Genomic DNA, 20983 nt, shown 5'->3' on the forward strand with positions numbered 1-20983 from the left:
GCTGCCGTGGGCCGCAAACAAAAGGCGGCCGGCCCCTGGAGCGCATGGACGCCCGGGCCGGCACACCCGGAAACCGGACCATGCTAGCGCAGTGCGGCAATCTGCCTGCCGGCATGGGAAAGGGCCGGGCGCCATCCCCTGGGATGAGCGGAGAGCGCGCACCGCCTGCGCAGGCGCCATGCCGCAATCCGCGGCAACCCAGGTCATATATAAGACTAGTCGGTTTTAGCCTGCATGAACCGGCGCTTGAGCCGATAATGAACAGGTTTACCGCGCCCCCAGCGCAAAGTTTGCAACCCGAGAAGCTTCACGATGACCACCTCCATCCGCCAGCAGGACCTGATCGATTCGATCGCAGGCGCCCTCCAGTACATCAGCTACTACCACACGCCCGACTTCATCCAGCATCTGGCCCGCGCCTACGAGCGCGAGCAGAGCCCGGCGGCCAAGGATGCGATGGCCCAGATCCTGACCAACTCCAAGATGAGCGCCACCGGCCAGCGCCCCATCTGCCAGGACACCGGCATCGTCAACGTGTTCCTCAAGGTGGGCATGGACGTCAGGTGGGAAGGTTTCACCATGGGCCTGGAAGACGCCATCAACGAAGGCGTGCGCCGCGGCTACAACCACCCCGACAACACGCTGCGCGCCTCCGTCGTGGCGGACCCCCAGTTCGCCCGCAAGAACACCAAGGACAACACGCCTGCCGTCATCAACGTGCAGATCGTGCCCGGCGACAAGCTGGACGTGACCGTGGCGGCCAAGGGCGGCGGCTCGGAAAACAAGTCCAAGATGATCATGATGAATCCCAGCGACAACCTGGTCGACTGGGTGCTCAAGACCGTTCCCACCATGGGCGCAGGCTGGTGCCCCCCGGGCATGCTGGGCATCGGCATCGGCGGCACCGCCGAGAAGGCCGTGCTGCTGGCCAAGGAAAGCCTGATGGAAGACCTCAACATGTACGAGCTGCAGCAGAAGGCCGCCCGCGGCGAGAAGCTGGACCAGGTCGAGGAACTGCGCCTGGAACTGTACGAGAAGGTCAATGCCCTGGGCATCGGCGCGCAGGGCCTGGGCGGCCTGACCACGGTGCTGGACGTCAAGATCAACATGTACCCCACGCACGCGGCCTCCAAGCCCGTGGCCATGATCCCCAACTGCGCCGCCACGCGCCATGCCCATTTCGTGATGGACGGCTCCGGCCCCGTGTACCTGGAAGCGCCCTCGCTGGACCTGTGGCCCAGGATCGACTGGGCGCCCGACTACAACAAGTCCAAGAAGGTCGACCTCAACACCCTGACCAAGGAAGAAGTGGCCAGCTGGAAGCCCGGCGACACGCTGCTGCTCAACGGCAAGATGCTCACCGGCCGCGACGCCGCGCACAAGCGCATCCAGGACATGCTGGCCAAGGGCGAGAAGCTGCCCGTGGACTTCACCAACCGCGTGATCTACTACGTGGGCCCCGTGGACCCCGTGCGCGACGAGGTCGTCGGCCCCGCCGGCCCGACCACCGCCACCCGCATGGACAAGTTCACCGACATGATGCTGTCGCAGACGGGCCTGATCGCCATGATCGGCAAGTCCGAGCGCGGCCCGGTCGCCATCGAGGCCATCAAGAACCACAAGAGCGCCTACCTGATGGCCGTGGGCGGCGCCGCCTACCTGGTCTCCAAGGCCATCAAGGCGGCCAAGGTCGTGGGCTTCGAGGACCTGGGCATGGAAGCCATCTACGAGTTCGACGTGGTCGACATGCCCGTGACCGTGGCCGTGGATGCCGGCGGCACCAGCGCCCACATCACCGGCCCCGCGATCTGGAAGGACAAGATCGCGACCGGCGAATTCAAGGGCATCGAAGTGGCATCGGCCTGAAGCCTTCGCTGACTGGCAGGAGAAACCGCCTTCGGGCGGTTTTTCTTTGGCGGCGGCACAAGGCTCCAGCTGTTTTTTTACAACCTGATCCAATAGCTGAGATGCTCTATCTCACAAAAATAGGGTTAAAAATTCATTCGTGCTGGACCTGTTCATGTTCGACTTAATTTGATTCGGAGGCTCTCTATGGATATCACCATAGAAGAAATTGTGGCGTACTGGACCAACCGTAGATCAGAGGTCGGAATGGCAGTCGACTGGACCGAAGCTCATCTCCTTTGCTGGCGTTGCGCTCACAAGCGCAATCTTCAACGCTGCCACATAGTGCCTCGCTCGTTGGGCGGCTCGGATCAACCAGAGAATTTAGTGCTTCTTTGCAAGCAGTGCCATACAGAGGCTCCGAATGTCGCCGACTCGGAGTTCATGTGGACATGGCTGAAAGCTCATGCAGTGCCTTACTACGGATCTTATTGGCAGCTCCGTGGTCTTCAAGAGTATGAATTTGTCTTCGGCACAAAACCGTTCAAGGATTTGGACTCCTTACCCGATTTTGAGGATCAGCTGAAAGCGATGGCCAAGGAGCTTTCAGGAACGACGAGCACGCACTGGGGACAAGGAAAACTAAATCCTTCGACGGTTGCATGGCTCATTCACCAAGTTGAGCAGCGCCTTGCAAAAGCGAAATAGCTTTCAAATAGAAAAATGACAAGGAACACAAGTCCGTCAAGAGTACTGGCCTCAGCTTTCGTCACGAAAATCTGAACACTTAACTAGGGCAGTCCACCGATAAACCGGACGAGGCGCATTTTCTGCACCTGAACCTGCATGGCCACCTGTAGTTCCTGACCTATGCAGACCCGCAGCATCCGTTGCTGGCGGCCCATTCATACCTGCTGGTGGTCAGTAAGACCCGCTTTCAGTGGCTCAAGCTCCTGCGGTTCCTTGCCACCACGCGAAGTCCGCAGCCCCGTGAAACCATGCCAAGGAAGGCATTCCCATCGGCGCCGACAGACATTGGCGACCTCAAGGCCTTCAGGCGTTAGGATTTTCGGATCTGCACGCAGTGCAGCCTACCCGTTTCGAGGAGATGAGCATGAAAGGCAAATGCCTGTGCGGCGCCATCGAAGTCACGGCCCCCGACCACCACGAAGCCGGCCTGTGCCACTGCACCATGTGCCGGCGCTGGACGGGCGGGCCCATGTTCGCGGTCCATTGCGGCGCCGACGTGCAGTTCAACGGCGCGGCGCCGGCCGTCTATCGTTCGTCCGACTGGGCCGAACGGGGCTTTTGCCCGCAGTGCGGCACGCATCTGTTCTATCACCTGCTGCCGGCCAACGAATATGTGCTGTCGGCCGGGCTCTTCCAGGACCAGCCGTTCGAGCTGCGCAACGAGATCTTCATCGACGAAAAGCCCTCGTACTACGCATTCAGCAACGAGACCCGCAAGATGACAGGGCAGCAGGTCTTCGAACAGTACGCTCCCGGCGACTGAAAGCATCTACAAACCATTTCTGCCTTCAGCCCTTTACCGCACTGCGATGGCAGCTCCTCTTTTCATAGTCCGTTTCCACGAAGCCGGATAATGGCCGGTCTTGCACCTCGGGAGCTTTCCGTGATCGATCTTCAGGCCGGCGATCTGCGCACCTTTGTCCCTTCCCGGGACTTTGCGCTTTCCCAGGCGTTCTACACGGCGCTGGGCTGCGAGCTGGAATGGTCGGACGAGGGCCTGGCCCTGTTCCGGCTGGGGGCTTCGCGCTTTTACCTGCAGGCCCATTACGTGAAGGATTGGGCCGAGAACACCATGCTGCATATCGGCGTGCAGGACGCCGCCCGGTGCCATGCGGACATTAAACGGCTGCTCGCGTCGGATCGCTTTGCGCCGGCGCGTGTCGCGGCGCCCAGGCGCGAACCCTATGGCGCGCTGGTCTCCTATGTCTGGGACCCCGCGGGCGTGCTGCTGCACCTGGCCCAATGGGATCGCCCCTGAACCCACAAGCCTTTTTTGCGAGGAGGACGCACATGGCTGGCACATCGCCACCGCAACCCGACAACACGGCCGTGCGCACCGCGCTGTGGCGCGCCTTGCATGTGCTGGCGGATGCGCCGCCCCATGTGTTCGACGACCGCCTGGGCCTGGCCCTGGCCGCCCCCGGGCCCGGCTGGACCGCGCGCGGCGACATGGGCGAGTTCACGCGGCCGTTTCGCGCCTCCATTCTTGCGCGGGCCCGCTTTGTCGAGGACCTGCTGGCCGAGCAGGCTGCCGCCGGCATCGCGCAGTATGTGATCCTGGGCGCCGGCCTGGACACCTTTGCGCAGCGCAAGCCGCAGCTGGCTGCGCGGCTGCAGGTGTTCGAGATCGACCAGCCGCAGCCCCAGCAATGGAAACGCCAGCGCCTGCTTGATCTGGGCCTGGGCATTCCGGACTTCCTGCACCTCGTGCCCGTGAATTTCGAGGCCGGAGAGGACTGGCTCGCGCAGCTGGTGGCAGCCGGCTTCGATGCGCAAAAGCCCGCCGTGGTGGCCTCCGCGGGCGTGAGCATGTACCTGAGCCGCGAGGCCATCATGGCCACGCTGCGCCAAGTGGCAGCGCTGGCGCCGGGCTCCACGCTGGTCATGAGCTTCACGCTGCCCGTGGAATGCGCGGATCCCGCGATACGCGCCGGCATGGAAAAAGCCATGGAAGGCGCGCGCGCCAGCGGCACGCCGTTCCTGAGCCTGCTCACTCCCGCCGAAATGCTGGCCATGGCGCGCGAAGCGGGATTTCGGCAGGTCGCGCACATCCCCGCCACCGAGCTGGCCCGGCGCTATTTCGCCGACCGCACCGACGGACTGCGGCCGCCCGCCCACTCGGAAGAGCTGCTGGTGGCGGGCATCTGACCGGCAGTTCCTTTGCAACCACCATGACGACCTATCAATGCCCCTTGTGCGCCACGGCCCTGCAGCCGTCCGACCGCTATCCGCGCCATGTGTGCCCGGACTGCGCTCAGCGCGCGCAGTCGCCGGACGGCAGGCGCCTGGAATTCTTCAATCTCGGCCTGTCGGGCGGCTATGGCGCACGCTATGCGGACACGGGCCAGCCCTACGACAGCCATGACTGTTTCATCGACGGCCGGCTCTGCCACGCCGGCGAGGCCCGCTTCGGCGGCATCGTCATCGAGCTGGCCGACGACGCGCGGGCCTCACCCGCCCGCTAGGAGGCCTGGCCATGGATTTTTCCCGCTATCTGTCCAGGCTGGCACCGCTTTATACGCAAGGCGGCGAGCCGCTGCAGCTGCGTGGCGGCGCGCCGGAGCAGGAGCTGCGCGCCGCGGAGCGCAAACTCGGCTTTGCGCTGGACCCGCAGCTGCGCCGGGCCTGGCAGCAGGCCGATGGCGGCCGGCGCTGGCAGGCCGTGTTTGCGCGGCCCGGCTTTTATACCGGCTATGAGTTCCTGCCGCTGTCCGAGGCGCTGCGGCAAAGGCGCGCCATGGCCGAGCGCGCGCCCCGGTACGGGGGTTATGTCCAGCCGCACGAACGCGACGCGAGAATCCGGCCCGGCTGGTACCAGGAAGGCTGGCTGCCGTTTGCCTCGTTTGGCGGAGCCAGCCTGCTGCTCATCCTCGACCATGCGCCCGCGGCGCAGGGCCGCCGCGGCCAGGTCATCGCCTTCACGCACGATCCCGATACCATCGACCATGTCAGCGAGGATTTTGCGGGCCTGCTGCAGGCCTCGCTGCAGCAGATCGAAGCCGACCCCGAAGAGTTCATCATGGAATGAGCGGCCCGCGGGCCGCCGCCTTGCCCCCCAGAAGGAGTGCCCATGCGCAACGACGAGCAGCAGATACGTGAACTGCCGGCCACCTGGATCCGCGCCAGCAAGGCCGGCGACACCGCCACGGTGCTGAGCCTGATGACGGACGATGCGCTGTTTCTCGTGCCCGGCCAGGCGCCGTTCGGCAGGCAGATGTTTGCCGCGGCCGCCGAGGGGCAGCAGCAGGCCCGCATGGAAATCGACGGCGACAGCGAGGTGCTGGAAATCCAGGTCGCGGGCGACTGGGCCTATATGCTGACGCGGCTGACCGTCACGGTGCGCCAGGGCCCTGCGGCGCCCGTGGTGCGCAGCGGACACACGATGACGGTGCTGGCCAGGCGCGGGGGCCGCTGGCTGCTGCACCGCGACGCAAACCTGCTGGTGACCGTGCCCCCGCAGACTGCCGCCTGAACCGATGACAGAGTCCTCCGCCCTGCCCCCATCCCTGCCCTTCTCGCAAGCCTGCGAGAACAACCGCGCCCCCATCCTGGCCGTGCTGCAGGCGGCTTTTGCCGATTGCCGCCATGTGCTGGAGATCGGCTCGGGCACGGGCCAGCACAGCGTCTATTTCGCGCCGCGCCTGCCGCACCTGGTCTGGCAGACCAGCGATCTGCCCGGCAACCATGCGGGCATCGCGGCCTGGCATGCGGCCCGGCCCTCGCCCAATCTGCGGCTGCCGCTGCGCTTTGACCTGCAGGCCGATGCCTGGCCGCACACCGCGGACGGCCCATTCGATGCGGTGTTCTCCAGCAATACGGCCCATATCGTGGCCTGGCCGCTGGTGGTGCGCATGTTCGCGCAGATCGGCATGCACCTGCCGGCCGGCGGCCGGTTCGCGCTCTATGGGCCGTTCAACTACGGCGGTCGCTACACCAGCGAGAGCAACCGCGCCTTCGACCAATGGCTGCGCGAGCGCGATGCACACAGCGGCATACGCCACCACGAGGACATCGTGGCACTGGCCCAGCAGCACGGCCTGGCGCCGGAGCACGACCATGCCATGCCCGCCAACAACCGGCTGCTGGTGTTCGTGCGGCGCGGCGCAGATTCCTGATCCCCGACGACATGACCTGGCTGCTGCTGCTGTTGCATGTGCTGCTGATTGCGGCATTCACGCTGCGCATTCTGCTGCGCGACGATTTGCGCCCCGATGTGCGCATGGGCTGGCTCACCGTCATGGTGCTGCTGCCCTATGCGGGCTGCGCGCTGTACTACCTGTTCGGCGAAGCCGCGCTCGGGCGCCTGGGCAGCGACCGGCAGCACAAGCGCTATCCCGGCGTGAGGGCCTTTGTGCAGCAGTATGTGGCGCTGCCCGAGGTGGCCGCGCAGCTGATGGCGCCGCACCCGGCCGCACCCGTGCGGCAGCCGGGCGGCGTCCCGGCGGTCGATGCGCAGTGGCAGGCCGCGTTCCGCTATGCCTCGTCGGTCAACGGCTTTCGCGTCACCACGGGCAACAGCGCCCGGCTGATGGCCGACGGCGCCCAGGCCCGCGCGCAGATGCTGGCCGACATGGACGCGGCCCGGCACGAGATCCACCTGCTCTACTACATCTGGCTGACCGACGGCACCGGCACCGGCATCGCGCAGGCGCTGATGCGCGCCGCGCGCCGCGGGGTGGCCTGCCGCGTCATGGTCGACGGGCTGGGCTCGCGTGCGCTGACCCGCTCGCCGCTGTGGCGGCAAATGGCCGAGGCCGGCGTGGAGCTGGCCGTGGCCCTGCCCGTGGACCATCCGCTCAAGGTGGTGCTGACCAGCCGCATCGACCTGCGCAACCACCGCAAGATCACCGTGATCGACGGCACCATCGCCTACTGCGGCAGCCAGAACTGCGCCGATGAGGCCTTTGCCGTCAAGGCCCGGTACGCGCCCTGGGTGGACATCATGCTGCGCCTGCAGGGGCCCGTGGTCTCGCAGATGCAGCTGATCTTCGCCAGCGACTGGCTGCAGGCAACCGGCAAGACCTTCGCGCCCCGGATGCCGGTGGCACCCGCCCAGACGCCCGGCTTCACGGCCCTGGCGATTGCCGAAGGCCCGGCCGAACGACGCCGGTCCACGCCGCAGCTGGTGTCCACCCTGCTCGCCAGCGCACGCCGCGAGCTGGTGATTTCCACGCCGTATTTCATTCCCGACGCCACGGTGCTCGAAGCCCTGTGCGCGGCCGCCTGGCGCGGCGTGGAAACCACGCTGATCCTGCCGGCGCGCAACGACTCCTGGATCGTGGGCGCGGCCAGCCGCAGCAACTACCGGCGCCTGCTGGCTGCGGGCGTGCGCATCCTCGAATACCGCCCCGGCCTGCTGCATGCCAAGACGCTGTGCGTGGACGGCGAAGTCACGCTGCTGGGCTCGACCAATCTGGACCTGCGCAGCTTCGATCTGAATTTCGAGAACAATGTGCTGCTGCAGGATACGGCCCTGACGGCCGCCATCCGTGCGCGCCAGCAGGCCTATGCGCAGCAGTCCGACACCATCACCGCCGAACAGGTGCGCGCCTGGAGCTGGACCACGCGCATCTGGCACAACCTGCTGGCCACGCTCAGCCCCGTGCTGTGAAGCCGCCTGCTCCACTGCCCGCCGCGCTGCAGGCACATCCGTACCCCGACACTTTCCCATGCCCAGCTTCGAACAACTGAAAGAACTCCTGCACCCCTGGGGCCCGCTGCGCGCGCAGCCGGCCAGCGACTGGCGCGGCACGACCGCGCTGCCGCCCGCCGTGGCCGATTTCTATGCCCGTGTCGGCCCCTGGGGCGAGACCTACCACGCATCGGTGGGCCCTGTGGGCTGCACGCTGGCCGTCCATGGCAATCCGGTCTGCATTCCACCGCTGTACCGCCTGATGGACTACCAGGCCGGATATGCCTGGGTGTCCCACCCGGGCCAGCCCATCGCCGGCTGGCCGGCCCACTGGCTGGTGATCGCCGAGCAAGGGGGCGATCCCTTCATCTTCGATACGCAGACGCAACAGGTCCTGTTTGCCTTCCACGGCGCCGGCAGCTGGAAACCCGTGGTGTTCGCGCCCGATCTCCCCACGGCGGTGGGCGCGCTTGCCACCGTGGCCAATGCCTTCAGCGCCCTGAGCGACGAGGAGGCCGACCCGGACGGGGGCCTGGCCGGGCAGGGCCGGCAGAAAATCACCGACGCCCTGGCCGGTTTTCTGGGCAGCCAGGAGCGCGCACTGCAGATGCTGGCTGCCTGGGAGTATTTCGAATGACCCGCGGTCCCGGCACCGTCCGTTCTGCCCTCTGCGCAATCTCCGAGGCTTCTTCGCATGTCTGATACCCCATCGCCCCCCTCCACCTGGGAAATCCTGGAGCGGCGCTGGCGGGCGGGCTTTCACCAGCTCACCGAGGAAGAGCAGCAAACCATCGCCCTGTGGTGGCTGGAGGCCGAAACCATGAACGGCACGCTGGACCAGTTTTTCTGGAACAGCGCGGGCGACCTGGCCCTGGTGGCCCGCGCCGGCCTGGTGCGACTGCAGCAGCACACCACCCTGCAGGCGCTGGACAGCGCGCTGGCCCACTTCGGCCCCGGCTATCCCACGGACCGCAACCGGCGCATCGACATGCTCGAAGCCATAGAGGCCGAGCATGGCGAGGACGTGTTCGAGGCGCCGTCGCGCATCATCCAGGACCTGCCCGAGGACTTCGTGGCCGCGGCCCTGGAGCAGTTGGCGCCGCGCTATGCCAGGGAGCAGGAGACGGCACAGCCGCCCGCAGCGAAAGGTGACGCATGAGCCCGCTCGACGACATCCACGCCAACCGCACCGGAAAGCCGAAGATGTCGCGCCGGCAGAAATGGCTGGCCTGCGCCTTCCTGCTCGCGATGCTGGGCGCCGTGGTGCCCGTCATGGTCAACCGCAGCTTCGTGCCCTCGGCCAGCTGGCAGGCCCGGGCCCTGTACCTGAGCATCGCGCTGCTGGCGATTTCGGGCGTGCTGCTGCGCAACTGGCACCGGCGCGGCCTGTGGCAGCCCGGTCCTCCCTGGCCGGCCTACGGCCCCGTCAGGCGCGGCATGATGCTGCTGCTGTGCCTGGGCTTCATGCTGTTCATTTTCTGGCTCAACCTTGCCGCCACCCTGCCCATGGCCTACACGGCCGTGCTGGGGAAACGCGAGGTGCGCGAGGCCATGGTCGAGGCCAAGCGCGGCTCGGGCCGGCGCAGCTGCGCCCACCAGCTCAAGGTGCAGGGCGTGAACTACCTGTTCTTCGAGTTCTGCATCGACGCCGACGACTACGACGCCCTGCCTTCCGGCCCCCTGCCCGCCAGGCTGCTGGTCCGGCAAAGCTATTTCGGCGAACTCATCGGCTCGCTGCACCTTTCCGTGCCCGCCCCGCCTGGAGCCGCTGGATAAAACCATAGCTGTTTTCGCTTGCCACCAGCCAAATGCAGATATAAAACATATTGAGCCCTTTGCTGCTCAAGCGAAGGCAGCTATCTTTTCAAAGCCATATTTTTCCGGATGCGACCGATATTCACTCTTTTCATGCTGGTGGCCGGCCTGGGCCTGGCCGCCAGCATGGTGCTGCACCTGGCTGCGCTGTTCGGCCTGGCGCCGCTGCTGCTGTCTCCCCTGGGCAGCGATGCACAAGCCCTGCACATGGCGCTGATCATGGGCATCTTCGTGGTCTGGCTGCCCGCGGTGCTGCTGGGCCATCGCCTGAACACCACCGGCAACACCCGCCCCTCCATCCAGCAGATGCTGGCGGGCTGCCCTACCTGGATGCAGTACGGCTTCTTTGCCATCTTCGGCTATGCCGTCCTCAACTTCTTCATCAGCCTGTCCGGCCGCAGCCCCGGCGATGACGGCCTGGTGCAGGAGCTGCGCCTCGTCACCGGGCATGCCATGCTGTTCTACGGCATCGCCTTCGGCTCCTTCTACTCGGTGCTGAACCGGCCCGGCCTGCTGGCGCCCCGCTACTGCCCCGCAGGCCACAAGGTGGGCCATGAGGATCATTTCTGCGCCGTCTGCGGCCTGCCCGCGCCGCGGGACGGGCAGCAGCCCTAGGCTGGCCGCCTGCAGCGGCCCGCGGGGGGAATCTGCAGCGCCGGGCCCCGGCGGCGGCCAAAGCGGCGCATACTTGCGCCCACCGTCCCTAAAAACACATTGCTTTCCGGCGCCATGTCCTCACCCAGCTCCCCCATCGGCATCTTCGACAGCGGCATCGGCGGCCTCAGCGTGCTGCAGGCCCTGCTGCATGAGCTGCCCCACGAACAGTTCGTCTACCTGGCCGACAGCGGCAACGCCCCCTACGGCGACGCCCGCGGAGACGCCTTCGTGCAGGAGCGCACCATGGCCATCACCCGGTATCTGCGCGAGCGGCATGGCATCAAGATCCTGGTGATTGCCTGCAACACCGCCACCGCCGCCGCCGTGGAAATGCTGCGCGCCCGCATGCCGGACCTGCCCGTGATCGGCGTGGAGCCGGCCATCAAGCCGGCTTCATTCTCCAGCCAGACCCACCATGTGGGCGTGCTCGCCACGCGCGGCACCGTCACCAGCCCGCGCGTGGCCAAGCTCGTGGCCGAGCACAGCCAGCGCGCCCATTTCCATCTGCAGCCCTGCGACGGCCTGGCCCGCGCCATCGAGCGCAGCACCGAAGAACCCGTGCCCGAAAACCCAGAAGCTACCGAAATCAGAGCGCTTTGCGCAAAGTACACGAGCGCTTTAGGCGATTTCGGCCAGAAGACCGGACAAATGGACACGCTGGTGCTGGGCTGTACCCACTACATCTTCGTCAAGGACCATCTGCGCGCCCTGCTGGGCCCGGACATCCAGTTCCTGGACACCGGCGCCCCCGTGGCACGCCAGACGCGGCGCATTCTGGAGCAGCAGTCCATGCTGGCGGACATCCAGGCGCCGGCAGCACCGGTCCGTATGCTCACCACGGGCAGCCTCTCGGCCCTGCAGGCCGCGGCGCAGCGCTGGCTGGGCATGCCGGCCGACTGCTGCGCCGGCGTCGACGTACCGCAGCAGGCGCTGGCCGCCGCCTGAAGCCATGGGCCGCGGGGCCGGCTTCAGGCCCGGCCTTCGGCCCCCGCGCCCCACAGGGGCGCGCCGCCCGTGTCCAGATAGCTCAGGTACAGGCGCACCTCGAACTCCAGCTGATGGTATTGCGGCTCCATGTAGGTGCACAGCTGGTAGAAAGCCTTGTCGTGATCGAGTTCACGGAGATGCGCGAGCTCGTGCACGCAGATCATGTGCAGGAATGCCTCCGGCGCATGCTTGAACATGGAAGCCACATGGATCTCGTGGCGGGCATTCAGGCGCCCGCCATGGGCGATCGCACGCCGCGTGTGCAGGCCCAGCGCATTGCGCACCACGTGGATCTTGCTATCGTAGGCCACCTTGTGCAGCAGGCCCGCATTGCGCAGATGCTCGTTCCTGAGCGCATCCACATAGTCGTACAGGCTTTTGTCGGTGCGCCGGTTGTGCGCTTCGGGATGCCTGTCCAGCAGCCACTTCCCGGCCTTGCCCGCCTCCAGCCAGTCGCGCACCTGCTGCTGCAGCGCCGGTGCATAGCCCGACAGATACGGCAGAGCCAGCGGCGCATTGCCGCCCGGCGTCCCCCCATCGTCCCGCAAAGCCGCCTTGCGGCGCCCGGGCTGGCTGATCGCCCCCGAATATTTGGGTGTGGCAATAGGTTTCATGGCGCTATACCGGGCGCCGCATCTGCGCACAACTTGCGCGCGGCAACCCACAAAAGCCCGGCCCTCCTGGCTCGGCACGGCATGGCATGCGGCAATACAGGCGGCAAGAGGGCCTTGAACATTCCGGTCAGGCAGCCGATCCGGCGCCTGACGGGAAGGAAACGAGCACTTCAGTGCAGATGGCGCGGACGGCGGTTGCCGCCGTGCCCCGAACCCGAACCGCCGGTGCCGCGCGGCGGCTTTCCCAGCTCCAGGGAACTCACCAGGGCCTCGAAGCGCTGGGAGAACAGCTTGTCGATCTCCTGCACCACCCCGCCCAGTTCGGCGCTGTCAAAGTGGCGTTCCATCATGTTGATCACGTCCTGCACCAGCAGGTCGCGCTGCACCTGCATGATGGCGGCCGGATTGGGGCCGACGAACAGCATGACGAAGTCGTCGCGGCTCTCGGCATCCGCAGGCGCATCCTCCTCGTCGAACTCGGTGTCGTAGAACGTCACCTCGATGGCTGCGCCCTGTTCGGCCAGATCGTTGAGGCCCATGCACATATCGTCCAGCGCCTGGCGGAAATCATCGTCGCCGCGCACGGTCCAGCACATCTGCAGCAGGTGCTCGGGCGCATCGAACTGGATGCCCGGCTCCTCCTCGTAGTAGCTCGGAGAACCATCGACCAGCGAGCGCGCGCCCGCATAAGCCCACAGGGGACGCAATGCGTCCTGCAGCTGCTCATACGTAGCATCGGCACGAAGCAGAACCTGGCCGTGGACATGAATTTCGAAAGCAGCGTTGTAACTCGACATCTTTTCTTCTCTAGAGCCCTGATCGGACCCGCAGGTTCCACTGGGACTCCATATTGCAGGCATCTCGGGGTTTTTCCAAGCACGCAAACAGCACTCGACGCTTGGCCCAGCCCCTGAGCATTGAGCGGCGATTCTCGCATGTTCGCCAGGGCGACATCCGGGCATTGTGATTTTCTTGCGTTGTCAAAGCCGCAAGCCGGCCATGACACATGGCACAAGACAGGTTCGCGCAGGAACGTGATTTCAGGTGGCGGCATGGAGAGGCCGCAGCCGTGCCTGCCCCCGGTTCAAAAGCTGCATGCGCCTGCAGCGTCCGTCATTGGTGCCCCGAGCCGGGGTCGTTAACCACGCATCTAAGCCATTTTCCTGAAAAATTGGGGGCTAATTGCTGGGCAGAGTTTCACCCACCTGTGCGTGACGTTGACTGGAGCGGTATAGCCGCCTTTCGTTAGCAAGCACTAACAATCGGGTGAAATACAATACTGTATAAATACACAGTCATTCACCCCGGAGCACCTTCATGTCGCACACGATCAACCAGCCCTTTGCGGCTGCTCTGACGCCTCTCCACATCCCCGTGGCGGGATGCACTGTGCCTGCCGGCTTCCCCAGCCCTGCAGAAGACTTTTCCGGCGAGCGGCTCGATATCTCCAAGCTGCTCGTTGCCCATCCGCAAGCCACGTTTTTCATGTACGTGGCGGGCCCCTCCATGCGCGAGTACGGCATTGACGACCGCGACCTGATTGCCGTGGACCGCGCGATCCGGCCCCGCCATGGCCATATCGTGGTGGCCGTCATCGAGGGCGATTTCACCGTAAAAAAACTCTACAGCGCACACGGCGTGGTCAAGCTGTGCGCAGGCAACCCCACGTATCCCGACATCGTCCCGCGCGGCAATCAGGAGTTGCAGATCTGGGGCGTCGTGACAGCGTGCATCAAGCGCTACGTATAAGGCCGGCATGTTCGCGCTCATCGACGGCAACAACTTCTACGTGTCTTGCGAGCGCGTTTTTCGGCCGTCCCTGCAGGGCCGCCCGGTCGTCGTATTGAGCAACAACGACGGCTGCGCAATCTCGCGGTCCGATGAGGCCAAGGCAATGGGTATCAAGATGGGCCAGCCCTTTTTTCAACTGCGCGATCACGTAGCGCACCACGGCCTGGTCTGCCTGTCGGCAAATTTTGAACTCTACGGCGACATGAGCGACCGCATGATGTCCCTCGCCGCCGGCCTGGGCCCGGCGCAGGAGATCTACAGCATCGACGAGTCCTTTATCGGCGACCTCGCCGGCGTGCCGGACCTCACGCGCCGCGCCTGGGCCATTCGTGCCCGCATCCTCACGTGGACCGGCATCCCGACCTGCGTGGGCCTGGCGCCCACAAAGACCCTGGCCAAGCTCTGCAACCACGTTGCCAAGGACAGCGAGCGCAAACCCGGCAGCTACCCCGCCGAGCTGCAGCGCGTGTGCAACTGGGCCGAGCTGAGCGCCGCGCAGCGCACCGACATCCTGGCCCGCACACCTGCGGGCGACATCTGGGGAGTCGGCCGGCGCCTGTCTGCCCAGCTGGCCGAGCGCGGCATCCTCACGGCACTGGACCTTGCCCGCATGCCCGCTCACGCAGCAAGGGACGGCTGGAGCGTGGTGCTTGAGCGCACTGTGCGCGAGCTGCAAGGGGTCAGCTGCATTCCGTTGGAACTGGCTCCGCCGCCCAAGCAACAGATTGCCTGCACGCGCAGCTTTGGCCATGCCATCACGACCTTGCCGCCACTCATCGAAGCCGTGAGCGAGTTCGCCACCCGCGCGGGCGAGAAATTGCGCTTTGGCAATCTGCGCGCCGGCGCCCTGCTCGTGTTTGCGCACACCTCCCCCTTCCGCCCTGGGCCACGCTTTTACAAGACGGCGACCGTGCGCCTGCAGCCGCCCACCTCAGACACCAAGGCCTTGGTGACTGCGGCCGTACAGGGCCTGCGCAAGATCTACGAGCCCGGCTATCAGCTCGCCAAGGCCGGCGTGATGCTGCTGGACCTGTGCCCGGCCAGCACCCTCCAGGGCGACTTGCTTATCGAGACGCCCACGCGCGATCAGAGCAAGCTGATGGAGGCGATGGACCGCGTCAATGCCCGGTACGGCAAAGGCGTTCTGCACGTGGCCAGCACCGGGCGGCCGGATCTGGACGAGTCGGGCTGGCGGATGCGGCAGGAGCGGCGCACGCCGAGGTATACGACCAAGCTCGATGAGATACCGATAGCGAGGGCATGATGAGACGCACAGACGCACGCGATGCGATCCTTGACCACTGGATTCGCTGGCAAGAGGATTTGGCCAAGTCCGATATGCACCCACACCCAGGTACAGCCATGCATCTGTTCTACGAGTATCTGCAGTCCAGGCACCCGGCCTGCCTGGACTTTGCCAGTCATTCGCCGTATCTTGAAATGAGGCAGTGGCTGGCCGAAGACTGCCAACCATAGATGGACAGGCAGCGAGACACATCATCCACCGCATCAGTGGGGCAGTGTCCTATACCCAGCACTAGCAATCACGGCGCTTCGCATCTTGCATCCATTGATTGGCTCGTGTCCCCCAGTCTTTTGGTTTCGGGGCTCTGGCAGCTGCGAGCAAGGCAGCCTTGGTGTTGGGGTGGGCCGATACGCCGCGCTTTGCCTGGGCCATTTTTGCCCGGCTCTCCGGTGTCGCAGCTTGTTCGCGGCCGCGTGCAGCAGCTGCTTCCGGCACGCCAGTGCGTTCCTGCAGTAATTTGCGGGTGCCGTCTGTGACACGACCCACACCAAGTGCCTGGCGCCACTGCCAGACCTTGGTTGCTCCAACGCCCCAGTAGTGACAAATAGCTTCCACGCTCTCTACCTCGATAGCCCGCACAAGATCGCCGCACAGGATCAGCGATGCCCTGCCATTCTTTTTTCGGCGGGGCCACGGGATCGGCGCAGAGGTCCAGCCGCCAACCTCTACGGCGCCATCAATTTCGTCATCAAGCCAGTCTCCACGGTTGCAGTCTGGAGGTGCGTATGGGCCAGCGATTAGCTCAGGCGTCGGCATTGCTTGCCGCGGCCAGGGCCGCCTCGGCTTTGCGCTGATCCAGCATCGACGCCGCCCCAGCACGAAGCATGACCAGATTGCCGGTTTGCTTGTTGCGAGCAAGGGCGCCGATTTCGTCGCCGCGCTGGACGGTGCCCAGCATCTCCCAGCCCGGCAACACCGCGTGCTGATAGAGGCGCCAGGGGCCACCTGGCGTGATGGTTAGGCGGGCGCGGTTGCTCATTCTTCGAAGTTGATGATGGTGGAGCGGTGGGATTCGTCGGCGATCTCTGCGACGGTGTAGCCTTCGCTGGCGTCATCGCAGCCCAGATCTTCCAGGGTCACATCCTCGCTGTACTCGATTTCTTCGATCACAGGCACCAGCCCCAAGTCTGCTGCTGCGCGGATGCGGTGTGCACCTTCCAGGGCTGCCCAGTGACCATGGCACTCCATCCAGACTGCCTTGATTGTGGGGGCGCCCAGGGTTGCCATTTGGGACTTGACGTCTGCCAGGTGGTCAGCGTCGTAATGTGCGTGCATCAGTGCGATGTTCATTTTTCTTCCTTGCCCCTCATTGCCGGGAGGCGCCGGTGGCAGTGATCTGCTGCCATGGGTGTTAATGTAGCTCCGTTGGAGCTATCCTGTCAACACCGTTTCGGAATTATTTTTGTCCATGCCCAGCCAGCGCGGTGCCATCGACCTCCGCGCCGATTTCGGCCATCTTGTCGGCAATCGCCTGCAGCTGCTCGGGCGGCAGCACCAGCCTGGCAGCCATGAAAAACAGAATGTGCATACCCAGGTCGCGCGGCGTGGCGCCGCCCGTGTATTTGCGCCACTGCTGGCCGCCGGAGACGCTGGCCAGCTCTGCCATCTGCTCGCCGGAATACCCCAGCTGGGCTTTGAGCCGGTTGAGGTCTTCGGGCGTCGGGGGTACGTACTTAATCATAGATATGCAAAAGGCCCCGAAGGGCCTTTGTTTGTTATGCCAGCAGGAGCTTTGCGATTGCGGCGCCGGCGCCCAGGGCGGTGGCCATAGCGATGGCCGGATACCAAGCGCGCTCGCGGATCATCTTGGCTGCCTCGGCGTTGAGCTTGACGGTCTCAGCCATCAGCTTCGAGATTTCGGCTTCGGTCTTGAGTACGTTCACTGTCTTTTCCATTTGGGTCTTCCTTTCGGGTTGTCGGGCTGCGAGAAATTCGCTACCACTGAGACGAATAATAGCACCATTGGAGCTAATGTCAAGACTTTTTCGCATGGCCGCCGCGTCAGGGGAAAACCCTAGCGCAGCTCCTCGATAAGCGCCCTGTCCGCCACCACCTGGCCGCGCAGCAACTCTACCTGGGCGTCTCGTCGCTCGACCAGGCTGCCAAGCTCTCCAACCAGGCCCGCGCCCTCCGCCGCAAGGGCTGCGAGTCGCTCGTGTCGATTTGCGAGATCTCGGCTGGCAGCGGCGTCACCTGCAGCTTGTGCGGCACGGGTGGCGGCGGCGCGGAGGTCGTGCTGCAGGCCTGCAATGCGAGCAGCATCAGCAGCGCGGCCGACCTCCAGGGCCAGGAGTTTTTGCGTGTAGTCATGGGTGTTTTCCTGCTGCGCGGCACCGTGTCCGGACACGGCATCCGCTTTCTTTTCTGTAGCGCGCTGGGATTGCTCCGCCTGCGCTTGATCCTTTTTTGATTGCGAAGTCTGCACCTTGCTGGCCGCGGCGGATGCGCGCCAGCCCTGAGCCGTCCAACCGGCCGCAAAGGCCAGCACCAGGGCCAGGGCAGCGAGGGCCGTCCTGAGGCTGGCCGGACTCATGCCAGCCCCGCTTCGCAAAGTTGCCGCTCAGCCGCACGGCGCTTAACCAACCCGGGCAGCTGCTTGCCGCTGGCATACACCCAGCGGCTCAGCTCGGCACAGGCGCCATCGATGTCGCCTGCATTGGCCTTGCGCACCAGCGTGCTGCCGCAAAAAGCAGCGTCCCCCACGTTGAAGGCAAAGCTCAGAAATGCCGCACGCTGGCCATCCGTGAGGGGCACACGCACGCATGACAAAGCATCGGCGTGCTTCGCCAGATCCTTGTAGAGCATCTCCTCGCACTGCTGCCGCGTGAAGGTTTGCCCATCGCGAAGCTCGGGCCCGATATGCCCGGTGCAGGCCGTGATGATGCCCACGGGGTCGCGGTATGTGCGCAGCACCGTGCCCTCATACTTTTGCACCAGCGGTATTGCCAGCGCCACAGCGGCGCCGCCGATGGCGGCAACAAGCCTCTCTTTCCAGCTCATCGTGCACCCCCTGCCTTTACAGCCGTCCAGAAGCCCATCAGGGCACCGCCCAGCATTGCGATATATGCCAAGGGCCTGGAGACCTTCCCCACCCAATTGAGGACTTTGAATGCCCCCTTCATTGCAGCGAAGAACTCCAGCAGATCCGCGAGCTGCTGCTTCAGCTCCTGCAGTTCCTGTGTTGCGGCCTTCAGGTCGCGCTCGATTGCAGCCATGCGCTCACTCCCCTTGTCTAACCGTTCATTGACTTGCTGCCGGGTCATTGCCGGCAGTTCGTTGCCGTAATCGTCCATTCCCATTCCTCGCATAAAAAACCTCCCTGGGGTGGTTTCGTTGTTGTGGTGCAGATCACGCTGGCTGCATCGCAGCCACGATTTCGGCCTTACGCTCGGGCGTGATCAGCCCCTTTTCAACCAAGAGCGCAAGGCCCTGCTCGGTTTCCGGGTCTTCGTACGTGAGATACGCAGCGCCCAGCAGCCGGTCGTAGAGCAGCTTGACCACGGGGTCGGTCATCGTTGCCGTGACGACAGCGAGCTGCTCGGCCGGGCTGAACAGGTCCAGCTTCTGGTTGCCGACAAAGCGCGGCCAAACTTTTCCGGCCGCGGCCTTGTCCTCAGCAGTCTGTATTTGCGTCCAGTCGATGTTCACGAGCTGACCTCCTTCATGTTTTCGGGCTCTATCGGGGCTTCATAGACCGGCAGCGGCGGTGCTTCGATGCGCCCCAGGGGCAAGGCCACAGGGCCGTCTGCGAGCACGGTGATGGGCTGCGGGAAGCGGGCCGCTTCATCTGCATCAGCAGGAATGGGCAGCAGCAGCGGGACGTGGAGCACGCCGCCCACGCGCTCCACGTCGCCGGCGATCCATTCGCAATCAATCGCCGAACGCGGCAGCGTGGCGCCATCGGGCAGCCGGGCCAGGTTGTAGGCCGTGCCGTTGATGGTGAGCACGTCGCCGGCGACGGATACCTGCAGCGTGTCGTCGCGGCGCTGTGGCGACAGTTCCAATTTCATGCGTGTCATTTCCACCTCCCAATTGCCAAGAGCTGCATATCGCCCTTTGTTTCATCGCCGGAAACAAAATTTCCAGTATTCAGGCAGCTCACGGCTGCACTGCTGCTCGCAACGGAATACGCCTGCACTTCAAACAGTTTGCTTGTACCCAAAACCGCACTATTTTTCTGAAGCACGTTTCCAGTGACAAACGGCGTATCGATAAATGCAGAGGGGTAAGTCCAATTCACGCCAAGGTTTGATGCATTGAAAAAATTCAATGCCGCGCTGTGCCGGCAAATAAGCAAACCGCCGACAAACTTTGTATAAGTGCCGTTGGCATTGGAGCCATATTCGACTACGCCGCCCTGCGTCACGGAGTCCACGGGGGCCACGACAGATCGGCCGTCATACACGGGCACCCACGGAGCCCAGTTCCCGGCGTAACGATAGCGGTGCCACTTGCGCCCGGACGCATCGAATGCCGTTTGGAATGTGTACTGGCCCGGGGAGATGTCCTCGACGCGAATCCAGCCGTAGTAGCCGCCCACGCCCGCTGCATATCCGGGGCCGCTTTTGGAACCGTTGCTGTAGTACAGACCCGTGCGCAGATTCGCGGTATTGAGGTCCACATCGCCCAGGAGGGGCACTGCATTGCCACCCAGCCCGAATGCACCAACGGTCATAACTCGACCGGCAGTATCGTCTGATACAGCAGTTTGCACATCACGGCGCGCGGCCGTGCCCATCGAGAATGATTTCCATGTGCCGACTGCAATATCTTCATATACACCGGACAGGAAGTATGGAACTCCATCTTGATGACCCACGGACATGAATGCCCAGGTGTCTGAAGTTTTAGAAAAGAACCCTGCAGCATATGTCTGCGCCACGCCGGCAGTATTGCTTCGGTAATATCCGGACCCGAAATTCCACATCTTCGAAATGAAATCTGACCAGTTGGCAGAGTCAATCAATTGGGAAATCGGAGTTGTCTCCTTCCATGCGGTCCATGCATTGCTGGAAAAGGCCGAGCTGACAAAGCGCCGGCCGCCGGACTCGAAAGAGCGCGTAATACCCCATCCAGCGGTGTAATCCGTCCACTGCGCATCACAGCGAAAAATGCCAAAGTTCAGTGCCCCCAGACCGATCTCGCTGCCCGCGGCCAAACCGATGATCGTCCCCTTGCCGACGAACGCACTCGGCGGCGAGGAGGCTGGCAGCACAGTGCCGTTGCGCATGTCGTTGGAGGCCCCGAAGCCGTTGAAGCCCCCCGTATGGTTGGCGCGATCGAACGCTTTGGGCAACTCGGTCTCATAGCTGGACAGCAGCAGATTCACCCTCTGCGTCAGCACCTTCGTCATGCTGGCGTTGGGGATGATCTGGTACGCCGCACCGGCGGCGGTGGCACCCAGATAGTTGCCAGTCAAGGTCAGCTGTTTGTTGTTGATGACCTCGGCAATCTCATAGACCCGCCCGTCGGGCGCATCCAGGCCTTCGCCGGCCAGCACAAGACCAAGCCAGGACGTACCGACGCCAGTGACGATGTTGCTGCCGGCCGTAACATTGATAGCTCCCGTTCTGTACCACATGGCTA

The 20983-nt window shown here is 64.4% G+C and carries 29 protein-coding genes; 17 read left to right on the plus strand and 12 right to left on the minus strand.

The window, feature by feature from the left end; all coding sequences use genetic code 11:
• The first annotated feature begins 312 nt into the window (after nucleotides 1-312).
• The 15 genes from Cte04_RS18240 to murI all read left to right on the plus strand — a co-directional run bounded on the left by Cte04_RS18240 (nucleotide 313) and on the right by murI (nucleotide 11644).
• On the plus strand, nucleotides 313-1866 hold the full coding sequence (locus tag Cte04_RS18240; protein WP_066481969.1) for a fumarate hydratase: 1554 nt from the start codon (nucleotides 313-315) through the stop codon (nucleotides 1864-1866).
• Between the two features lie 186 nt (nucleotides 1867-2052).
• Entirely contained in the window at nucleotides 2053-2553 is a 501-nt protein-coding gene (locus tag Cte04_RS18245; protein ID WP_083526740.1) for an HNH endonuclease, read from the plus strand.
• Between the two features lie 406 nt (nucleotides 2554-2959).
• Nucleotides 2960-3358: a GFA family protein gene (locus Cte04_RS18250; protein ID WP_066482313.1), complete on the plus strand. Its 399-nt coding sequence runs from the start codon at nucleotides 2960-2962 to the stop codon at nucleotides 3356-3358.
• A gap of 120 nt (nucleotides 3359-3478) precedes the next feature.
• Complete coding sequence (locus Cte04_RS18255) at nucleotides 3479-3853, plus strand: VOC family protein (protein ID WP_066481970.1); 375 nt, start codon at nucleotides 3479-3481, stop codon at nucleotides 3851-3853.
• 32 nt (nucleotides 3854-3885) lie between these two features.
• Nucleotides 3886-4743 (plus strand): class I SAM-dependent methyltransferase, encoded by an 858-nt coding sequence (locus Cte04_RS18260; protein WP_066481979.1) that lies wholly within the window; start codon nucleotides 3886-3888, stop codon nucleotides 4741-4743.
• Nucleotides 4744-4766: 23 nt separating this feature from the next.
• A complete protein-coding gene (locus tag Cte04_RS18265) occupies nucleotides 4767-5060 on the plus strand; it encodes a hypothetical protein (RefSeq protein WP_157082126.1) in 294 nt (97 codons plus the stop codon).
• Nucleotides 5061-5071: 11 nt separating this feature from the next.
• A complete protein-coding gene (locus tag Cte04_RS18270) occupies nucleotides 5072-5623 on the plus strand; it encodes an SMI1/KNR4 family protein (RefSeq protein WP_066481984.1) in 552 nt (183 codons plus the stop codon).
• Between the two features lie 42 nt (nucleotides 5624-5665).
• Nucleotides 5666-6067, plus strand: coding sequence for a YybH family protein (locus tag Cte04_RS18275; protein ID WP_066481997.1), 402 nt, complete (start codon nucleotides 5666-5668; stop codon nucleotides 6065-6067).
• Between the two features lie 4 nt (nucleotides 6068-6071).
• Nucleotides 6072-6710: a DUF938 domain-containing protein gene (locus tag Cte04_RS18280; RefSeq protein WP_066482007.1), complete on the plus strand. Its 639-nt coding sequence runs from the start codon at nucleotides 6072-6074 to the stop codon at nucleotides 6708-6710.
• 11 nt (nucleotides 6711-6721) lie between these two features.
• Nucleotides 6722-8206, plus strand: coding sequence for a cardiolipin synthase (cls, locus tag Cte04_RS18285; protein WP_066482017.1), 1485 nt, complete (start codon nucleotides 6722-6724; stop codon nucleotides 8204-8206).
• 58 nt (nucleotides 8207-8264) lie between these two features.
• Nucleotides 8265-8864: an SMI1/KNR4 family protein gene (locus Cte04_RS18290; RefSeq protein ID WP_066482020.1), complete on the plus strand. Its 600-nt coding sequence runs from the start codon at nucleotides 8265-8267 to the stop codon at nucleotides 8862-8864.
• Between the two features lie 57 nt (nucleotides 8865-8921).
• The gene (locus Cte04_RS18295; protein ID WP_066482024.1) at nucleotides 8922-9386 is read left to right on the plus strand and encodes a DMP19 family protein; all 465 of its coding nucleotides are present in this window, start codon (nucleotides 8922-8924) and stop codon (nucleotides 9384-9386) included.
• Nucleotides 9383-10003 carry a hypothetical protein gene (locus Cte04_RS18300; protein WP_066482026.1) on the plus strand — a complete coding sequence of 207 codons (621 nt, stop codon included), beginning with the start codon at nucleotides 9383-9385 and terminating at the stop codon, nucleotides 10001-10003. Before Cte04_RS18295 ends, Cte04_RS18300 begins: the two co-directional genes overlap by 4 nt.
• 132 nt (nucleotides 10004-10135) lie before the next feature.
• Nucleotides 10136-10657, plus strand: coding sequence for a hypothetical protein (locus Cte04_RS18305; protein WP_245633431.1), 522 nt, complete (start codon nucleotides 10136-10138; stop codon nucleotides 10655-10657).
• Between the two features lie 114 nt (nucleotides 10658-10771).
• Nucleotides 10772-11644 carry a glutamate racemase gene (gene murI, locus Cte04_RS18310; RefSeq protein ID WP_066482029.1) on the plus strand — a complete coding sequence of 291 codons (873 nt, stop codon included), beginning with the start codon at nucleotides 10772-10774 and terminating at the stop codon, nucleotides 11642-11644.
• 23 nt (nucleotides 11645-11667) lie between these two features.
• On the opposite strand, the gene Cte04_RS18315 is transcribed toward murI, so the two are convergent.
• Together Cte04_RS18315 and Cte04_RS18320 are read right to left on the minus strand one after the other, a co-directional pair.
• Nucleotides 11668-12300: a M48 metallopeptidase family protein gene (locus Cte04_RS18315; protein WP_066482036.1), complete on the minus strand. Its 633-nt coding sequence runs from the start codon at nucleotides 12298-12300 to the stop codon at nucleotides 11668-11670.
• A gap of 170 nt (nucleotides 12301-12470) precedes the next feature.
• Entirely contained in the window at nucleotides 12471-13097 is a 627-nt protein-coding gene (locus Cte04_RS18320) for a DUF6806 family protein (RefSeq protein WP_066482040.1), read from the minus strand.
• 520 nt (nucleotides 13098-13617) lie between these two features.
• Between Cte04_RS18320 and Cte04_RS18325 the strand changes: the two genes are divergently transcribed.
• Nucleotides 13618-14049 (plus strand): LexA family protein, encoded by a 432-nt coding sequence (locus Cte04_RS18325; RefSeq protein ID WP_066482044.1) that lies wholly within the window; start codon nucleotides 13618-13620, stop codon nucleotides 14047-14049.
• Between the two features lie 7 nt (nucleotides 14050-14056).
• Nucleotides 14057-15355 carry a Y-family DNA polymerase gene (locus Cte04_RS18330; RefSeq protein ID WP_066482052.1) on the plus strand — a complete coding sequence of 433 codons (1299 nt, stop codon included), beginning with the start codon at nucleotides 14057-14059 and terminating at the stop codon, nucleotides 15353-15355.
• A gap of 784 nt (nucleotides 15356-16139) precedes the next feature.
• Here Cte04_RS18330 and Cte04_RS18335 read toward each other — a convergent pair.
• From Cte04_RS18335 to Cte04_RS18380, 10 genes are all read right to left on the minus strand, one after another.
• Nucleotides 16140-16376, minus strand: coding sequence for a hypothetical protein (locus Cte04_RS18335; protein WP_066482062.1), 237 nt, complete (start codon nucleotides 16374-16376; stop codon nucleotides 16140-16142).
• A complete protein-coding gene (locus tag Cte04_RS18340) occupies nucleotides 16373-16687 on the minus strand; it encodes a hypothetical protein (RefSeq protein ID WP_066482064.1) in 315 nt (104 codons plus the stop codon). Before Cte04_RS18340 ends, Cte04_RS18335 begins: the two co-directional genes overlap by 4 nt.
• A 106-nt stretch (nucleotides 16688-16793) precedes the next feature.
• On the minus strand, nucleotides 16794-17078 hold the full coding sequence (locus tag Cte04_RS18345) for a hypothetical protein (protein ID WP_066482066.1): 285 nt from the start codon (nucleotides 17076-17078) through the stop codon (nucleotides 16794-16796).
• A gap of 34 nt (nucleotides 17079-17112) precedes the next feature.
• Entirely contained in the window at nucleotides 17113-17292 is a 180-nt protein-coding gene (locus Cte04_RS18350; protein ID WP_066482068.1) for a hypothetical protein, read from the minus strand.
• A 119-nt stretch (nucleotides 17293-17411) separates the two neighbouring features.
• Nucleotides 17412-17930 carry a hypothetical protein gene (locus Cte04_RS18355; protein WP_157082128.1) on the minus strand — a complete coding sequence of 173 codons (519 nt, stop codon included), beginning with the start codon at nucleotides 17928-17930 and terminating at the stop codon, nucleotides 17412-17414.
• The gene (locus Cte04_RS18360) at nucleotides 17927-18397 is read right to left on the minus strand and encodes a lysozyme (protein WP_066482071.1); all 471 of its coding nucleotides are present in this window, start codon (nucleotides 18395-18397) and stop codon (nucleotides 17927-17929) included. Before Cte04_RS18360 ends, Cte04_RS18355 begins: the two co-directional genes overlap by 4 nt.
• Nucleotides 18394-18690: a hypothetical protein gene (locus tag Cte04_RS18365; protein ID WP_066482320.1), complete on the minus strand. Its 297-nt coding sequence runs from the start codon at nucleotides 18688-18690 to the stop codon at nucleotides 18394-18396. The genes Cte04_RS18360 and Cte04_RS18365 overlap by 4 nt, the downstream gene beginning before the upstream one ends.
• Before the next feature lie 55 nt (nucleotides 18691-18745).
• Complete coding sequence (locus Cte04_RS18370) at nucleotides 18746-19045, minus strand: hypothetical protein (protein ID WP_066482073.1); 300 nt, start codon at nucleotides 19043-19045, stop codon at nucleotides 18746-18748.
• Nucleotides 19042-19407 carry a hypothetical protein gene (locus Cte04_RS18375; protein WP_066482075.1) on the minus strand — a complete coding sequence of 122 codons (366 nt, stop codon included), beginning with the start codon at nucleotides 19405-19407 and terminating at the stop codon, nucleotides 19042-19044. Before Cte04_RS18375 ends, Cte04_RS18370 begins: the two co-directional genes overlap by 4 nt.
• A 5-nt stretch (nucleotides 19408-19412) precedes the next feature.
• Nucleotides 19413-20978, minus strand: coding sequence for a pyocin knob domain-containing protein (locus Cte04_RS18380; protein WP_066482084.1), 1566 nt, complete (start codon nucleotides 20976-20978; stop codon nucleotides 19413-19415).
• Nucleotides 20979-20983 lie beyond the last annotated feature (5 nt).

The organism is Comamonas terrae, assembly GCF_001544075.1.
GTDB lineage: Bacteria > Pseudomonadota > Gammaproteobacteria > Burkholderiales > Burkholderiaceae_C > Comamonas > Comamonas terrae.

Bases quoted from the DNA above. Each gene is read 5' to 3' on its own strand.
- Cte04_RS18250 (WP_066482313.1), top strand. From the start codon at position 2,960: ATGAAAGGCAAATGCCTGTGCGGCGCCATCGAAGTCACGGCCCCCGAC.
- Cte04_RS18340 (WP_066482064.1), bottom strand. From the start codon at position 16,687: ATGAACATCGCACTGATGCACGCACATTACGACGCTGACCACCTGGCA.
- Cte04_RS18380 (WP_066482084.1), bottom strand. From the start codon at position 20,978: ATGTGGTACAGAACGGGAGCTATCAATGTTACGGCCGGCAGCAACATC.
- Cte04_RS18265 (WP_157082126.1), top strand. From the start codon at position 4,767: ATGACGACCTATCAATGCCCCTTGTGCGCCACGGCCCTGCAGCCGTCC.
- Cte04_RS18280 (WP_066482007.1), top strand. From the start codon at position 6,072: ATGACAGAGTCCTCCGCCCTGCCCCCATCCCTGCCCTTCTCGCAAGCC.
- Cte04_RS18260 (WP_066481979.1), top strand. From the start codon at position 3,886: ATGGCTGGCACATCGCCACCGCAACCCGACAACACGGCCGTGCGCACC.
- Cte04_RS18375 (WP_066482075.1), bottom strand. From the start codon at position 19,407: ATGAAATTGGAACTGTCGCCACAGCGCCGCGACGACACGCTGCAGGTA.
- Cte04_RS18325 (WP_066482044.1), top strand. From the start codon at position 13,618: ATGTCGCACACGATCAACCAGCCCTTTGCGGCTGCTCTGACGCCTCTC.
- Cte04_RS18270 (WP_066481984.1), top strand. From the start codon at position 5,072: ATGGATTTTTCCCGCTATCTGTCCAGGCTGGCACCGCTTTATACGCAA.
- Cte04_RS18240 (WP_066481969.1), top strand. From the start codon at position 313: ATGACCACCTCCATCCGCCAGCAGGACCTGATCGATTCGATCGCAGGC.
- Cte04_RS18345 (WP_066482066.1), bottom strand. From the start codon at position 17,078: ATGATTAAGTACGTACCCCCGACGCCCGAAGACCTCAACCGGCTCAAA.
- Cte04_RS18320 (WP_066482040.1), bottom strand. From the start codon at position 13,097: ATGTCGAGTTACAACGCTGCTTTCGAAATTCATGTCCACGGCCAGGTT.
- Cte04_RS18245 (WP_083526740.1), top strand. From the start codon at position 2,053: ATGGATATCACCATAGAAGAAATTGTGGCGTACTGGACCAACCGTAGA.
- Cte04_RS18355 (WP_157082128.1), bottom strand. From the start codon at position 17,930: ATGAGTCCGGCCAGCCTCAGGACGGCCCTCGCTGCCCTGGCCCTGGTG.
- Cte04_RS18330 (WP_066482052.1), top strand. From the start codon at position 14,057: ATGTTCGCGCTCATCGACGGCAACAACTTCTACGTGTCTTGCGAGCGC.
- Cte04_RS18295 (WP_066482024.1), top strand. From the start codon at position 8,922: ATGTCTGATACCCCATCGCCCCCCTCCACCTGGGAAATCCTGGAGCGG.
- Cte04_RS18315 (WP_066482036.1), bottom strand. From the start codon at position 12,300: ATGAAACCTATTGCCACACCCAAATATTCGGGGGCGATCAGCCAGCCC.
- Cte04_RS18275 (WP_066481997.1), top strand. From the start codon at position 5,666: ATGCGCAACGACGAGCAGCAGATACGTGAACTGCCGGCCACCTGGATC.
- Cte04_RS18305 (WP_245633431.1), top strand. From the start codon at position 10,136: ATGCTGGTGGCCGGCCTGGGCCTGGCCGCCAGCATGGTGCTGCACCTG.
- Cte04_RS18365 (WP_066482320.1), bottom strand. From the start codon at position 18,690: ATGGACGATTACGGCAACGAACTGCCGGCAATGACCCGGCAGCAAGTC.
- Cte04_RS18360 (WP_066482071.1), bottom strand. From the start codon at position 18,397: ATGAGCTGGAAAGAGAGGCTTGTTGCCGCCATCGGCGGCGCCGCTGTG.
- Cte04_RS18335 (WP_066482062.1), bottom strand. From the start codon at position 16,376: ATGAGCAACCGCGCCCGCCTAACCATCACGCCAGGTGGCCCCTGGCGC.
- cls (WP_066482017.1), top strand. From the start codon at position 6,722: ATGACCTGGCTGCTGCTGCTGTTGCATGTGCTGCTGATTGCGGCATTC.
- Cte04_RS18290 (WP_066482020.1), top strand. From the start codon at position 8,265: ATGCCCAGCTTCGAACAACTGAAAGAACTCCTGCACCCCTGGGGCCCG.
- murI (WP_066482029.1), top strand. From the start codon at position 10,772: ATGTCCTCACCCAGCTCCCCCATCGGCATCTTCGACAGCGGCATCGGC.
- Cte04_RS18300 (WP_066482026.1), top strand. From the start codon at position 9,383: ATGAGCCCGCTCGACGACATCCACGCCAACCGCACCGGAAAGCCGAAG.
- Cte04_RS18350 (WP_066482068.1), bottom strand. From the start codon at position 17,292: ATGGAAAAGACAGTGAACGTACTCAAGACCGAAGCCGAAATCTCGAAG.